At 60.2% G+C, this 14,150-nt stretch carries 15 protein-coding genes; all 15 read left to right on the top strand.

From position 1 onward, the window contains the following. Position 1: 1 nt before the first annotated feature. Entirely contained in the window at positions 2-439 is a 438-nt protein-coding gene (locus tag ATO7_RS13480; protein ID WP_083562524.1) for a cytochrome c-type biogenesis protein, read from the top strand. Beyond that, positions 436-1,641 carry a c-type cytochrome biogenesis protein CcmI gene (gene ccmI / locus ATO7_RS13475; RefSeq protein WP_083562521.1) on the top strand — a complete coding sequence of 402 codons (1,206 nt, stop codon included), beginning with the start codon at positions 436-438 and terminating at the stop codon, positions 1,639-1,641. Before ATO7_RS13480 ends, ccmI begins: the two co-directional genes overlap by 4 nt. Before the next feature lie 40 nt (positions 1,642-1,681). After that, positions 1,682-2,551: a MaoC family dehydratase gene (locus ATO7_RS13470; protein ID WP_083562519.1), complete on the top strand. Its 870-nt coding sequence runs from the start codon at positions 1,682-1,684 to the stop codon at positions 2,549-2,551. 3 nt (positions 2,552-2,554) lie between these two features. Further along, complete coding sequence (gene galU, locus ATO7_RS13465) at positions 2,555-3,442, top strand: UTP--glucose-1-phosphate uridylyltransferase GalU (protein ID WP_083562517.1); 888 nt, start codon at positions 2,555-2,557, stop codon at positions 3,440-3,442. Between the two features lie 80 nt (positions 3,443-3,522). After that, the gene (locus ATO7_RS13460) at positions 3,523-6,372 is read left to right on the top strand and encodes a 2-oxoglutarate dehydrogenase E1 component (protein WP_146680355.1); all 2,850 of its coding nucleotides are present in this window, start codon (positions 3,523-3,525) and stop codon (positions 6,370-6,372) included. A gap of 48 nt (positions 6,373-6,420) precedes the next feature. Continuing rightward, positions 6,421-7,674 (top strand): 2-oxoglutarate dehydrogenase complex dihydrolipoyllysine-residue succinyltransferase, encoded by a 1,254-nt coding sequence (odhB, locus tag ATO7_RS13455; protein WP_083562515.1) that lies wholly within the window; start codon positions 6,421-6,423, stop codon positions 7,672-7,674. A gap of 98 nt (positions 7,675-7,772) precedes the next feature. Then, entirely contained in the window at positions 7,773-9,212 is a 1,440-nt protein-coding gene (gene lpdA / locus ATO7_RS13450) for a dihydrolipoyl dehydrogenase (RefSeq protein ID WP_083562513.1), read from the top strand. Between the two features lie 4 nt (positions 9,213-9,216). After that, entirely contained in the window at positions 9,217-9,792 is a 576-nt protein-coding gene (locus ATO7_RS13445; RefSeq protein WP_158523213.1) for a YfaZ family outer membrane protein, read from the top strand. Further along, positions 9,792-10,517, top strand: coding sequence for a YebC/PmpR family DNA-binding transcriptional regulator (locus ATO7_RS13440; RefSeq protein ID WP_083562509.1), 726 nt, complete (start codon positions 9,792-9,794; stop codon positions 10,515-10,517). The genes ATO7_RS13445 and ATO7_RS13440 overlap by 1 nt, the downstream gene beginning before the upstream one ends. A 3-nt stretch (positions 10,518-10,520) precedes the next feature. Then, positions 10,521-11,021 carry a crossover junction endodeoxyribonuclease RuvC gene (gene ruvC, locus ATO7_RS13435; RefSeq protein ID WP_206044926.1) on the top strand — a complete coding sequence of 167 codons (501 nt, stop codon included), beginning with the start codon at positions 10,521-10,523 and terminating at the stop codon, positions 11,019-11,021. Beyond that, complete coding sequence (gene ruvA, locus ATO7_RS13430; protein WP_083562508.1) at positions 11,018-11,614, top strand: Holliday junction branch migration protein RuvA; 597 nt, start codon at positions 11,018-11,020, stop codon at positions 11,612-11,614. The genes ruvC and ruvA overlap by 4 nt, the downstream gene beginning before the upstream one ends. Then, the gene (gene ruvB / locus ATO7_RS13425; RefSeq protein WP_083562506.1) at positions 11,611-12,645 is read left to right on the top strand and encodes a Holliday junction branch migration DNA helicase RuvB; all 1,035 of its coding nucleotides are present in this window, start codon (positions 11,611-11,613) and stop codon (positions 12,643-12,645) included. The genes ruvA and ruvB overlap by 4 nt, the downstream gene beginning before the upstream one ends. A gap of 5 nt (positions 12,646-12,650) precedes the next feature. Beyond that, positions 12,651-13,055, top strand: a complete 405-nt coding sequence (locus ATO7_RS16845) for a YbgC/FadM family acyl-CoA thioesterase (protein WP_146680354.1) — start codon at positions 12,651-12,653, stop codon at positions 13,053-13,055. Positions 13,056-13,061: 6 nt separating this feature from the next. Beyond that, positions 13,062-13,730 (top strand): protein TolQ, encoded by a 669-nt coding sequence (gene tolQ / locus ATO7_RS16840; protein WP_146680353.1) that lies wholly within the window; start codon positions 13,062-13,064, stop codon positions 13,728-13,730. Beyond that, positions 13,727-14,149, top strand: coding sequence for a protein TolR (gene tolR / locus ATO7_RS13415; RefSeq protein ID WP_083562504.1), 423 nt, complete (start codon positions 13,727-13,729; stop codon positions 14,147-14,149). The genes tolQ and tolR overlap by 4 nt, the downstream gene beginning before the upstream one ends. The last annotated feature ends 1 nt before the right edge of the window (position 14,150 follow it).

Genomic DNA, 14,150 nt, shown 5'->3' with positions numbered 1-14,150 from the left:
CATGCGTCGCATCGCTTTGGTTTTTTTCATGCTGCCGTTGTTGGCTCACGCCTGGACTGACCAGGACGAAAACCGCTGGCGCGCACTGAATGACGAGCTGCGCTGCCTGGTTTGCCAAAACCAGTCGATTGCGGAATCCGCGGCACCTTTGGCCGAAGATTTGCGTGCACAAACCCGGCAAATGATTGAAGCGGGTAAGTCCGACAAAGACATTCGGCAGTACATGACGGCACGCTACGGCGATTTTGTTCTTTACCGCCCGCCGTTCAAGCCCACAACCTGGTTGTTATGGCTGGGGCCGCTGTTGATGCTGCTTGTTGGTGCCGCCATGGTGTTGCGTATGCGGCGCACGGCAGCGCTCATGCAAAGCGCTGCCGAAGGTGAGAGAGAACAGACACATGCAGATGTCGAGCGTCTGCTGAAAGACATTGATCAATGATTGAATTGGTGTGGATCACTGGTCTGTTACTGGCTCTGGCGGCAGGGCTCTGGCTGGTTGTCGGGAGTCAGCGCGGATCCCGCGGTGTTCAGTTACAAGAGCGCCGAAAACTCAATGCGGAAGCGTTCAAGCAGCAGCGTGAAACGCTTGAGCGGCGTGCCAGGGCTGAGGAATTGAATGCACAGCAGCACGCCGAAGCGCTGGCTCAGCTTGAGCAAACATTTGCCGCGGAGATGCATGCGGTTGCACCGGAACAGTCGCAGTGGGCACACCGAAGCTGGTCGCTGGTGCAAAAGTTGGCATTGTGCGCGGTGCCGGTCGCGCTGGCCGCACTGACTTTTCAGTTGAGTCATGGCGCCCAACATTTCGCAGCGGCGCCACCTGTCGATGCGGATCAGCAGCCGTCGCTGGAAGAGCTGGTCACCGCCTTGCACGCGCGGCTACAGGAGCAGCCGGATGACCCGCAGGGTTGGATGATGTTGGGCCGGTCCTACAGCGTTATGGGGCGGCATGCCGATGCGGCTCAGGCTTACGCCCGAGCCAATGCATTGACCGCCGAAGGCAATCCGGACCTGCTTGTGGCGCAGGCCGAAGCCCTGGGGCTGGCCAATGGTCAACAGCTCGATGCGGCAGCGCTGAGTTTGATCGACAAGGCGCTTGCCCTGGAGCCGGGGCACTTGCGCGGCTTGTGGTATGCGCTGCTGGCGGCGGCCCAGCGCGGCGATGATGCTGCGCAGACCCGCTACATCGAGCGTCTGCGCGCATTGCCCGATCTGCCGGATGAGATGGCCACCTGGCTGCGCGCCGAGTTTGGTGTTGAGCCCGCAGCATCTGCGGATGAGGTGGATGCTCAAGACATCCGCTTCGAAATCGATATAGCACTCGCGCCCGAGGCGCAATCGCAAGTGGCGCAGGACGCCACATTATTTGTATTCGTTCGTGCATTGCACGGTCCGCCGATGCCGCTTGCGGTGTCGCGCCAAGCCTTGCCGCAATCCTGGCCGGTCCGGGTTACGCTGGATGACAGCATGCGCATGCTGGAAAACACCAGCTTGGCATCTTTTGACGCCTGGACGGTGGTTGCACGAATCAGTCGTAGCGGTCAGGCGCAGGCGCAATCGGGTGACTGGCAGGCCAGTGTCACCCTGAATGAGCCGCCAGACGGAATACTTGATTTAACCATTGAGCAGCAATTGCCCTGAAGCGCATTGCACGCATTTATTTAATCCGGAGTTTTCAATCATGGCTGAACTGAATTTCGATCGACTGCCGCCCGCGTTGCCAGCCTTTGGCAAAGTGGTGGTGTCACGTGCATCCAAAACTGTTGAGCTGAAAGAGCCGCTGATTGCCACGGCCGACAACGTCAAGCCCCGCGCCATGATGGTTGCGGCCTACCGGCGGGTCTGCGGCGGCACGAAAAGTGAGTTCCTGCCGGTGTGCTACCCGCAGGTCATGGTTTTTCCGTTGCATTTGCATCTTATGGGTCATCCCGATTTCCCGCTCGCTGCGATGGGCATGGTGCATGTCTCCAATCGCATCGAGCAGGCTCAGCCCATGCGCATCGACGCCAGCTACGACGTATCGGTCGAGATCAACGGTATCAATGAGACCGCGCGTGGCTACGAGTTTGATCTGGTCACCGAATTTCAGGATGCGCAGGGCAAGGTCGTGTGGCGTGGCATCACCTCCATTCTGAGTCGTCGCAGCGACAAGAGCGGGGCATCCAGTGGTGCCAAGAAGAAGCCGCCGGCACCCAAGCCCAGTTCGCTGCCCGAGTTGGCGCTGTGGACCCTCAAAGGCAATCTCGGTCGCCGCTACGCGCTGGTGTCTGGCGACATCAACCCGATTCACATCTCGGCACCGACGGCCAAACTGCTGGGCTTCAAACGGGCCATTATTCACGGTATGTGGACGCTGGCGCGCAGTGCCGCGACACTGCCGGTCAACACCGAGGAAGCCGGTGTGCTCGAGGTCGAGTTCAAAACGCCTTTGTTCCTGCCGGGCAAGGCCAAGTTGCATGGTGAGGCCAAAGCCAGCGATTTCGTCTTCGAGGTCAAGGACGCCAACAATCACAAGCCGATCCTGTCCGGTAAGTGGACAGCAGGAGCCTAAGACATGCGTATTCGCAAAGCTGTATTTCCGGTGGCTGGTCTGGGTACGCGGTTTCTGCCCGCGACCAAGGCCAGCGCTAAGGAAATGTTGCCGATCGTCGATAAACCGCTGATTCAGTACGCGGTCAATGAGGCGATCAGCGCCGGTGCCGAAGAGCTGGTGTTCATCACCAGCAACAACAAGAACTCGATTCTGGATCATTTCGATCGCTCCTATGAGCTCGAGCACACCTTGGAGCAAAAGGGTAAAACCGACACTTTGCGAGAACTCAGGGAGGTGCTGCCGATCGGGGTGAGCTGCATGTACATCCGCCAGCCGGAAGCCATGGGGCTTGGTCATGCGGTGTTATGTGCCCAGCCGGCGGTCGGCGATGAGGATTTTTCGGTGATCCTGGCGGATGACCTGATTGACGGCAAACTGCGTCCCTGTCTGGCTCAGATGCAGCGTGTTTATGCCGAGTACGGCACGGCCGTGATTGCTGTCCAGCGTGTGCCGCCGGAAGAGACTTATAAATACGGTATCGTCGATGTCGAACCCATCGGCAATGGGGTCAGCGAAATCAAAGGCATCGTGGAGAAGCCCAAGCCGGAGGAAGCGCCGTCCAATTTGGCTGTGGTGGGGCGTTACATTCTGCCGCCACGCATCTTCAAGATCCTTGGCTCCACCGGGCGTGGTGCCGGCGGTGAAATTCAGCTCACCGATGCCATCGCCAAGATGCTTGAAGAACAGACTGTGCTGGCTTTCGAGTTCGAAGGCACGCGCTTTGATTGTGGTAGCAAACTGGGTTATTTGCAGGCCAATGTGGAGTTCGGACTCAAGCATCCGGAGTTCGCGGACGAGTTCAAAAGCTATCTGAGTGATCTGACCAACACCTGGGATGCAAAAAAGTGAGATTTTCCCGGTGAAAACAGCGCTTTTTGCCTCACGTTCTCGTACAATAACCGAAGTAATCTGACGACCTGGAGATACCCATGAGCGGGGACCTCATTCGCAAGTTTCTGGCCAGCACCCCGATGTCGGGTGTCAGTTCCGGATACGTCGAGGCGGTGTATGAGGAATACCTGAAAAACCCGGATGCAGTCGACGAAAGTTGGCGCAACTATTTCCGGGGATTGGGTGAGGCCGAACAGGCCGAGGTGGCGCATCGACCGATTCGCTCCTCCTTCGTCAAGATGGCCAAAGAGCGTGCGCGCCGCGCGCGCCGCGGCGAGGCCATGAATCCCGAGGCTGCGGAAAAGCAGGCTGCGGTGCTACGCCTGATCAATTATTACCGCGTGCGCGGGCATCAGGCGGCCAATCTCGATCCGCTGGGTTTGACCAAAGGGCCGCACGTGCCCGATCTTGAGCCAGCCTTCCACGGCCTGGGCGAGCAGGACATGGACACGGTGTTCAACACCGGGTCGCTGGCCGCCGAAGATCGTATGAAGCTGCGCGATATTCTCGATCTGGTGCGCACCGTGTACACCGGCTCGATTGGCGCCGAGTACATGTACATCACTGAAACCAGCGAAAAGCGCTGGATTCAGCGTCGTCTGGAAGGGCAGGTCTACCAGCCGTGGCTGACCGAGCAGGAGCAGCGCACCGTGCTCATGCAGCTGAGCGCGGCCGAAGGCATCGAACGCTACCTGCACACCAAATATGTGGGCCAGAAGCGCTTCTCGCTGGAGGGCGGCGACAGCCTGATTCCGGCACTGGATGAGCTACTGCGTCGCAGCACCACGCATGATGTCGAGGAAGTCATCATCGGCATGGCACACCGTGGGCGTCTTAACGTGCTGGTCAACACGCTGGGTAAATCGCCGGCGGACCTGTTTGCCGAGTTCGAAGGCAAGAACATCGAAGACGATCCGCGTGCATCGGGTGACGTGAAATACCACATGGGTTTCTCCACCGATGTGGATGTGGATGGTCGCCGTTGTCATCTGGTGCTGGCCTTCAACCCCAGTCACCTGGAGATCGTCAACCCGGTGGTGCAGGGTTCGGTGCGCGCGCGTCAGGTGCGCCGGGGCGATGAGGCTGGCAAGGAAGTGATGCCGGTGCTGATTCACGGCGATGCCGCGTTTGCCGGACAGGGTGTGGTCATGGAAACCCTGCAGCTGTCGCAGGCCAACGGTTTTTCGACCGGTGGCACCATCCATCTGATCGTCAACAATCAGATCGGCTTCACCACCCCAAACCCGATTGAAACCAGCGGTCGGCGCGACTCACGCACCTCGCTGTACTGCACCGACATCGCCAAGATGCTTGAGGCACCGGTGTTTCACGTTAACGCCGATGATCCGGAAGCGGTGGTGTTCATCACCCGCTTGGCGGCGGATTACCGCGCCGAGTTCAAGAAAGATGTGATCATCGATCTGGTCTGTTACCGCCGTCATGGCCATAACGAGGCTGATGAACCGGCGGTGACCCAACCGCAGATGTACCAGAAGATCCGCAAATGGCCGACCACGCGGGCGTTGTTTGCCGAGCGTCTGGCCGAGCGTGATGTGGTGTCCGCAGATGATGCGGCCCAGATGCTGGATGACTACCGTGAAGGCCTGGATCGTGGCGAGAACATCGCGCGCAAGACCCTGGGCATGGTCGGCAACGAGCACACGGTGGACTGGAGTGTTTATCAGGGTGGCGATCATGCGGAAGCCTGCAAGTCTGCGATTACCCTGAAAAAACTGCGTGATCTGAGCGAACGTCTGCTGCAGTTGCCGGAAGGCTTCACGGTGCATGATCGCGTCAATCGCATCATGAAGGACCGCTCGCGTATGGCCGCAGGTGCGGCGCCGCTGGATTGGGGCTTTGCCGAAACCATGGCCTATGCCAGTCTGATCGATGACGGACACAATGTGCGTTTGACCGGTCAGGATTGCGGTCGCGGCACCTTCTTCCATCGCCACGCGCGTCTGCACAACCAGCAAGAGACCCTGAGCTATACGCCGCTGGCCCATGTCGGGCCGGGCCAGTTCGAGGTGCTCGACACCCTGCTGTCGGAAGAGGGTGTGCTCGGTTTCGAATATGGCTACGCCACGGCAGATCCGACCACTATGGTGGTCTGGGAAGCCCAGTTCGGCGATTTCGCCAATGGCGCTCAGGTGGTGATGGACCAGTTCATCGCCTCCGGCTACTCCAAGTGGGGGCGCCTGTGCGGCTTGACCATGTTCCTGCCGCACGGCTACGAAGGGCAGGGGCCGGAGCATTCGTCGGCGCGCCTGGAGCGCTATCTGCAGTTGTGCGCCGAAAACAACATGCAGGTGTGTGTGCCGTCCACGCCGGCTCAGATGTTCCACATGATTCGCCGTCAGCAGTTGCGCAAGCTGCGCTCACCGCTTGTCGTGATGACGCCCAAGAGCCTGTTGCGTCACCCCCTGTCGGTGTCTCAGCTTGAAGATCTCACCAAAGGCGAGTTCCAGCACGTCATTGACGAGATCGATGATCTGGATCCGAAGAAGGTCAAGCGGGTCGTGGTGTGCAGCGGCAAGGTGTTCTTTGACATCTACAAGGCGCGCCAGGAAGCCGGTATCGACGATGTCGCCATCGTGCGTCTGGAGCAGCTGTATCCGTTCCCGACCGAGGCTTACGGTGCGGCGCTCAAACGTTATCCCAATGCACGCGATATCGTGTGGTGTCAGGAAGAGCCCGAGAATCAGGGTGCCTGGTACCAGATCAAGCATCGCTTGCAGATCCCGCTGAGCAAGAACCACCGCATGATGTACGCCACCCGTCCAGGCGCGGCGTCCACCGCAACCGGTTACAACAAGGTTCATGTAATTCAGCAGAACATTCTGATGCAGGCCGCGCTGAAGGAAGGTTCAGTGCTGGTCGGCGCGTAACACATTCAAGGTCACGAACAGGCAGGAATCCCGCGAGGAGCCAATTCAATGAGTATCGAAATCAAGGTGCCGGCATTGCCGGAATCCGTCACGGAAGCCACAGTGGCGGAATGGCACAAAGCGGAAGGCGACAGCGTCACCCGCGATGAGAATCTGGCCGACCTGGAAACCGACAAAGTCGTGCTGGAAGTGCCAGCCACCGATAGCGGTACTCTGGTCAAGATCATGGTTCAGCCGGGCGACACGGTCACCGCGGGTGACGTGCTTGCCGTGCTTGAAGCTGGCGATGCCGCGGCCAAGAAGAGCGATGACAAACCAGCCGCCTCGCAGCCAAGCAAGGCCGCGGATGAGGCCGAGCCGGCTGGCGACGTGCAGCAAAGCCCGGCAGTGCGCCGCCTGCTCGACGAGCATGACCTCAAGGCTGAAGGGATTCCGGCCAGCGGCAAGGGTGGTCGCCTGACCAAGGCTGATGTTGAGAAGTACCTGAAAGACAACGCCAGCAGCAAACCGGCGGCAGAAGCCAAAGCGGCGCCCAAAGCAGCCGATGCGGCGGTGGGTGATCGTGATGCGGGTGCGGTGGGTTCGGCCCCGGCTCAGGATGAACGCATCGAACAGCGTGTGCCGATGACACGTATTCGTGCGCGTATCGCCGAGCGTCTGGTTGAGGCTCAGCAAAGCGCGGCCATGCTGACCACCTTCAATGAGGTTGATCTGCACGCCGTCGACAAACTGCGTAAGCAATACCGCGACGTGTTCGAGAAGAACCACAAGGTTCGTCTCGGTTACATGAGCTTCTTCGTGCGTGCTGCGGTTGAAGCGCTCAAGCGCTATCCGATCGTCAATGCCTCGGTGGACGGCAACGACATCATCTACCACGGTTACTACGACATCGGTATTGCGGTGTCCTCGCCGCGTGGCCTAGTGGTTCCGATCCTGCGCGATGCCGACAAACTCAGCTTTGCCGAGGTGGAATCCTCCATCGGTGAGTTCGGGGCGCGCGCCAAGGACAACAAGCTGACCATGGACGACCTGCTTGGCGGCACCTTCTCCATCACCAATGGTGGGGTGTTCGGTTCCATGATGTCGACGCCGATTCTGAATCCGCCGCAGAGTGCGATTCTGGGCATGCACGGCATCAACAAGAAGCCGGTTGTGGTGAATGACGAGATCGTGATCCGTCCGATGATGTATCTGGCGCTGACCTACGATCACCGCATCATCGATGGCCGTGAAGCCGTGCTGTTCCTGCGCACCATCAAGGAAGTGCTGGAAGATCCGGCACGCATGCTGCTGGAAATCTAAACGCCGCGGCGGGACGCCGCGCGTGCAAACTCCAGGAGCCGGCTGTGCCGGCTCTTTTTACTACCGCGGAGAGATGGATCCGCGACAAGGAACTGATCATGAGCAAGAAGTACGATCTGATCGTTATCGGCGCCGGCCCGGCGGGCTATGTCGCAGCCATACGCGCGGCCCAGCTCGGCATGAACGTCGCCTGTATCGACAAATGGGTCAATCACGACGGTAAAGCGGCCTTCGGCGGCACCTGCCTCAACGCTGGCTGTATCCCGTCCAAGGCCTTGCTGGAATCATCGGAGCTGTATCACCGGGCACAGCACGAGTTCGAAAAGCACGGCATCGCCACCGGCAAGGTCAAGCTGGACGTGGCTGCGATGCAGGCGCGCAAGACCGGCATCAGCCAGCAGCTGACGGGCGGCATCGCCCAGCTGTTCAAGGCTAATGGTGTGGATGGGCTGGCCGGCACCGGGCAGATCCGTGGCCAGGGCAAGGTCGCATTCACCGCCCTGGGCAAGAAAAAAGCCGAGATGCTGGAGTGCGACAAGATTCTCATTGCCAGTGGTTCCGAACCGGTGGAACTGCCAATGGCCAAGTTCGACGGCAAGTACATCGTCGATTCCTGGGGTGCGCTTGAGTTTGAAAGCGTGCCCAAGCGCGTCGGTGTGATCGGCGCCGGTGTGATCGGCACCGAGCTGGGCAGCGTGTGGTCACGCCTGGGTTCGGACACCGTGCTTTTGGAAGCGCAGGATCAGTTCCTGGCCGGTATTGCCGATGGTCAGATCGCCAAGGATGCACTGCGTCAGTTCAAGAAGCAGGGCCTGGATATCCGGCTTGGCGCGCGGGTCATGTCCGCCGATGTCAAAGGCGCCGGTGTGGACGTTAAGTTCAGCGTCAACGGTGAAGAACACAGCGAGCGCTTTGATCGCCTGATCGTGGCCGTGGGCCGGCGTCCTTATACGCGCGATCTGTGCAGCAGCGACGCCAGTGTGGAACTGGATGAGAAGGGCTTTGTTGCGGTTGATGAGGCTTACCGCACCAGCATGCCCGATGTGTATGCCGTGGGTGATGTGATCGGTGGCCTGATGCTGGCTCACAAGGGCAGCGAAGAAGGCGTGGCCGTGGCCGAAATCATCGCCGGCCACAAAGCCAAGGTGAACTACGATTGTGTACCTTCGGTGATCTACACCGCGCCGGAAGTGGCCTGGGTTGGCAAGACCGAGGAAGCTCTGAAGGCGGCCGGTGTCAGCTACCGCGTGGGTAGCTTCCCATTCACCGCCAATGGCCGCGCCAAAGCGCTGGAAGCCGCTGCCGGTCAGGTCAAAATGCTGGCCTGTGCGGAAACTGATCGCATTTTGGGTGTTCATATGGTCGGGCCTTATGTGTCTGAGCTGATTGCCGAGATGGTCCTGGCCATGGAATACGGCGCCACCAGCGAAGACATTGCCTTGACCATGCATGCGCACCCGACCTTGTCGGAATCCGTGCACGAAGCGGCGCTGTCGGTTGACGGACGCGCCATTCACGCCATTAACAAAAAACGTTGATTCTATGATTCGTGGTTTGATCGCTCTGGGCTTGGCCGCACTGGCCATGCCGGCTTTTTCGGCGTCGCTGGATTTGACCTTCGGCGAAGATTCGATTCGCGGCGAATATGCCGTTGCTGTGGGCCCGAACCGGGCTGACAACGTGGCCTCTCTCGACCTGGGCGTGTTGTACCAGGACGAAAGTGGCAGCGATGCGCTGCTCGGTCACGTCGGGCTTATGATTCTCGGTGACACCGGCGCCCCCAAAGCCAATGTCAAAGCCGGCGTGGGTGGCCGTGCCGTGATTCTCGACAGTGACAGCGGCTTGACCGGTGCGGCGGTCGCGCTGGGCGGCACGCTGGATGGTCGGGTGCCGGACTTCAACCGTATCGGCGGGCGTGCCTGGGTGTTCTATGCCCCCAGCGTCAGCGCCTTCGACGACATCGACAAATACTTCGAATTCGGTCTGAGCGTGGATTACCAGCTGATTCGCCAGGCTTATATCGTGGCCGGCTACCGCAAGCTCGAAGCCGGCCTGGACGGTGGTCCGGATGTCGATATAGAAGACTCGGCCTTCATCGGTTTGAGGATGGTGTTCTAATGGCGGGTCACAGCAAGTGGGCCAATATTCAGCACCGCAAAGGCGCGCAGGATAAGAAGCGCGGCAAGCTGTTCACCAAGCTGGCCAAGGAAATCATCGTTGCTGCGCGCATGGGTGATCCGGATCCGGCGACCAACTCGCGTTTGCGCCTGGCCGTAGACAAGGCTAAGGCCCAGTCGATGCCCAAGGACAACATCGAGCGCGCGATCAAGCGTGGCGCCGGCTTGCTTGAAGGTGACGCCTACGAGGAAATCCGCTACGAGGGCTATGGCCCGAATGGGGTCGCGGTGATGGTCGACTGCATGAGCGACAACCGCAATCGCACCGTGGCGGAAGTGCGTCATGCGTTCAGCAAGCATGGCGGCAACCTCGGCAACGATGGCTCGGTGGCCTACCTGTTCGACAAGAAGGGTTACTTCCTGTTCGCGCCGGGAAGCAGTGAAGAGCAGATCATGGAAGTGGCGTTGGAAGCCGGGGCGGAAGACATTGTCAGCTACGACGACGAATCGGTTGAGGTGATCACCGGTCCGGATGAGTACGAAGCGGTCAAAGATGCGCTGGAAGCTGCGGGTCTGGTCGCCGAAGACAATGATGTCACCATGCGTCCGCAGACCAGCGTGGATCTGGATGAAGAGAGCTACGCCAGCATTCAGCGTCTGGTCGACGCGCTGGAAGATCTGGATGATGTGCAGAACGTCTATGCCAACGCCGAACTGAGCGAGTAGCGCGTGAGCTTGCCGGTGCGCATTCTGGGGGTCGACCCGGGCTCGGTGCGTACAGGTTTTGCCATCATCGATTTTCACGGACAACAATTCACCCATGTGCACAGCGGCCACCTGGCGCTGGGGCGGGGTGACATGGCTCAGCGACTGGCCCGCATTTTTCAGGGGTTGAATGACATGATCGAGCAATACCAGCCGCAGGCTGCGGCGGTGGAAACGGTGTTCGTTCAAAAGAATGTCGCGAGCGCGATCAAACTGGGACAGGCGCGGGGCGCGGCCATCGCGGCCATCGCCTGTCAGCAGCTCAGCGTGGCTGAATACCCGCCGGCGACGGTCAAGCAGGCCATTGTTGGCGGTGGACGTGCCGACAAGCAGCAGATCAACTTCATGGTTCAGCGTCTGGTTGCATTGCGCGAGGCGCCGCAGGAGGATCAGGCCGATGCGCTGGCGATAGCGGTGTGTCACGCCTTTCACATGCGTTCGCAGCGGCGGGGGATTGCGCGATGATCGGGCGGCTGTCAGGAACTCTGCTGGAGAAAGCCCCGCCACAGGTGCTGCTGGACGTGCAGGGCGTGGGCTACGAGCTGGAAGCGCCAATGTCGACCATTTTCGCTTTGCCGGCCGAGGGTCAGGCCGTGGTGTTGCACACCCATATGGTGGTGCGTGAGGACGCGCAGTTGCTCTATGGCTTTGCCAGCCGTGAGGAGCGCACCATGTTCCGCGAGTTGCTGCGTATTACCGGCATTGGCGCCAAGATGGCGCTGGCCGTGTTATCGACGATGAGCACCTCCGAGCTATTTTCCGTCATCGAGGCGGGGGATGATGATCGCCTGACCCGGGTGCCGGGGATCGGCAAAAAAACTGCGCAGCGGGTGTTGCTGGAAATGCGCGGGCGTCTCAGCCGCTTCGAGCAGCTTGGGCCTGCCGGCTCGAGCGCATCTGGCGGTGCGGCGTCGCAGGACCGCGCCGAAGCGCAGGATGCCTTGCAGGCGCTGGGCTACTCGGCGGCGGAAGCGCGCAAACTGGTTGGCAAGGTTGATGCCAGCGTCAGTGGTGCCCAGGATGTTATTCGTCTGGCTCTGCAGGCGGCTGCGCGATGAACGATGTGCCGTTCGAAGAGCGCTTGTTGTCGCCGCAGGGTGGCGGCGAGGAAGAGCGCATTGATCGGGCGATCCGTCCGCGCTCACTGAGCGAATACATTGGCCAGCAGCCGGTGCGCGAGCAGCTCGATATCTTCATCAACGCTGCACGTGGACGGGGCGAAGCGCTTGATCATGTACTGGTGTTCGGGCCGCCGGGCCTGGGCAAGACCACGCTGGCGCACATTATCGCCAGCGAACTGGATGTCAATCTGCGCCAGACCTCCGGCCCGGTGCTGGAAAAGCCGGGTGATCTGGCCGCTCAGCTGACCAATCTCGAACCCAATGATGTGCTGTTTGTCGACGAGATTCACCGCCTCAGTCCGGTGGTCGAGGAAATTCTCTATCCGGCGATGGAGGACTACCAGATCGACATCATCATCGGCGAAGGGCCGGCGGCCCGCTCGATCAAGCTGGATCTGCCGCCGTTCACGCTGATCGGGGCGACCACGCGAGCCGGGGCGCTGACCTCGCCGTTGCGCGATCGTTTCGGCATCGTGCAACGGCTGCAGTACTACAACACGGCTGATCTGACCTCGATCGTTGCGCGTTCCGCCAAGCTGCTCAATGTCGAGATGGACGATGCCGGTGCGCGTGAGATCGCACGACGGTCGCGCGGCACGCCACGTATCGCCAACCGGCTGTTGCGGCGGGTGCGTGACTACGCCGAGGTCAAGGCGGATGGGCGCGTCGACGCAGCGCTGGCTGACGCCGCGCTGAAGATGTTTGAGGTCGATGAAGAAGGCTTTGACCTGATGGATCGCAAGCTGCTGGGCGCGCTGGTGCATCGCTATGGCGGTGGTCCTACGGGCGTGGATGCACTGGCGGCGGCGATTGGTGAAAGCAAGGACACCATTGAGGATGTCATCGAGCCGTATCTGATCCAGCAGGGCTTTCTGCTGCGCACCCCGCGCGGGCGCCAGGCCACACCGCAAACTTACCGATTGCTGGGCCTGGATGCGCCGGGCAACAGTGATTTGTTTCAAGGCTGAATCTCATGTTCGAGCAGCGATTTCGTGTGTACTACGAAGACACTGACGCGAGCGGGGTGATGTACCACGCGCGCTATCTGGCTTTCTTCGAGCGCGCCCGCACCGAGTATCTGCGTGCACTGGGATTCGACCAGCAAGCGCTGATGCAGGAGCAGGGCATAGCTTTTACCCTGAGCGATCTGGCGGTGCGTTATCGCCGCCCGGCGCGGCTGGATGATGAACTCATCGTGTCGGTTGTAGTCGAAAAGGCCGGTGCGGCGTCAGTGCAGTTCCGTCAACGTATGTGGCTCGCGGCCGCAGCGGATCAGGATCTGGCGGAACTGACTGTGCGCGCCGGGTGTGTGGCGTATCCTTCCTTCCAAGTCACCCGCATGCCCGAGGATGTGCGGACCGCATTGCAGAGCAAGTAAAACCCTATGTCCTTCAGTCATTTGATTCTCAATGCCAGCATTCTGGTGCAGATCGTCATGGGTCTGCTGGTGCTGGCTTCCGTGGTGTCCTGGTTCATGATCATTCGCAAAAAGGCCACGCTGGATGCGTTGCGCCGGGCGGCCGATCGTTTCGAGGACAACTTCTGGTCGGGTGGGCGATTGCACGATATTGCCGATGCCATGCGGCGGCGCAATCAGCAGCCTCTGGGGCTGGAATCGCTGTTCCAGGCGGGCTTCGAAGAGTTCGAGCGCAGTCGTGGCGAGGGTGGTGATCGCGACGAAGTGCTGGGCGCGGCACAACGCGCGGTGCGGGTTGCCCACATGCGCGAGATCGACCGACTGGAAAGCGGTCTGCCGGTGCTGGCCACCATTGGCTCCACCTCGCCCTATGTCGGCTTGTTTGGCACGGTGTGGGGCATCATGCACGCCTTCATCGGCCTGGGTAACGCCAAGCACGCCACCTTGACGATGGTTGCGCCGGGCATCGCCGAAGCCCTGATTGCAACCGCCATGGGCCTGGTTGCGGCAATTCCGGCGGTGATCGCGTACAACATGTTTACCAGTCAGGTCGATCGTCTGGAATCGCGTTTCCACGCATTTTCCGAAGAATTCATCGGCATTGTTGAACGCGGTTTGCAGAAGCCGTCGGCATGATGCAGCAGAAAAGACGCCGTTTGGCGCACGAGATTAACGTCGTGCCGTATATCGACGTCATGCTCGTTCTGTTGGTGATCTTCATGATCACCGCGCCGCTGCTGACCCAGGGGGTCGAAGTGGATTTGCCCGACGCCGCGGCCGAAACGCTGGACTATGACAGCGAGAATGAACCTGTTGTGCTCAGCGTGGATGCGCAGGGCAACTACTACCTCAACCGTGGTGAGAATCCGCAAGAGCCGGTGAGTGACGAGGACATTCATCGCATTGTGGTCAACATTCTCAAGCACAAGCCAGACACCTCGGTGGTGGTCGAAGGTGACGAGCAGGTACCGTATGCCCGGGTGATGTACGCCATGGGGTTGTTGCAGGGGGCAGGCGTCAAAACTCTCGGTTTCGCCACTGAATCACCGGAGTAGG

This window comes from Oceanococcus atlanticus (assembly GCF_002088235.1).
Taxonomy (GTDB): domain Bacteria; phylum Pseudomonadota; class Gammaproteobacteria; order Nevskiales; family Oceanococcaceae; genus Oceanococcus; species Oceanococcus atlanticus.
Note: the sequence above shows the minus strand (reverse complement) of the source record. Positions and strands in the feature narration are given on the sequence as shown.

Coding starts and splice junctions, on each gene's coding strand:
- ATO7_RS13480 (WP_083562524.1), top strand. CDS start 2: ATGCGTCGCATCGCTTTGGTTTTTTTCATGCTGCCGTTGTTGGCTCAC.
- ccmI (WP_083562521.1), top strand. CDS start 436: ATGATTGAATTGGTGTGGATCACTGGTCTGTTACTGGCTCTGGCGGCA.
- ATO7_RS13470 (WP_083562519.1), top strand. CDS start 1,682: ATGGCTGAACTGAATTTCGATCGACTGCCGCCCGCGTTGCCAGCCTTT.
- galU (WP_083562517.1), top strand. CDS start 2,555: ATGCGTATTCGCAAAGCTGTATTTCCGGTGGCTGGTCTGGGTACGCGG.
- ATO7_RS13460 (WP_146680355.1), top strand. CDS start 3,523: ATGAGCGGGGACCTCATTCGCAAGTTTCTGGCCAGCACCCCGATGTCG.
- odhB (WP_083562515.1), top strand. CDS start 6,421: ATGAGTATCGAAATCAAGGTGCCGGCATTGCCGGAATCCGTCACGGAA.
- lpdA (WP_083562513.1), top strand. CDS start 7,773: ATGAGCAAGAAGTACGATCTGATCGTTATCGGCGCCGGCCCGGCGGGC.
- ATO7_RS13445 (WP_158523213.1), top strand. CDS start 9,217: ATGATTCGTGGTTTGATCGCTCTGGGCTTGGCCGCACTGGCCATGCCG.
- ATO7_RS13440 (WP_083562509.1), top strand. CDS start 9,792: ATGGCGGGTCACAGCAAGTGGGCCAATATTCAGCACCGCAAAGGCGCG.
- ruvA (WP_083562508.1), top strand. CDS start 11,018: ATGATCGGGCGGCTGTCAGGAACTCTGCTGGAGAAAGCCCCGCCACAG.
- ruvB (WP_083562506.1), top strand. CDS start 11,611: ATGAACGATGTGCCGTTCGAAGAGCGCTTGTTGTCGCCGCAGGGTGGC.
- ATO7_RS16845 (WP_146680354.1), top strand. CDS start 12,651: ATGTTCGAGCAGCGATTTCGTGTGTACTACGAAGACACTGACGCGAGC.
- tolQ (WP_146680353.1), top strand. CDS start 13,062: ATGTCCTTCAGTCATTTGATTCTCAATGCCAGCATTCTGGTGCAGATC.
- tolR (WP_083562504.1), top strand. CDS start 13,727: ATGATGCAGCAGAAAAGACGCCGTTTGGCGCACGAGATTAACGTCGTG.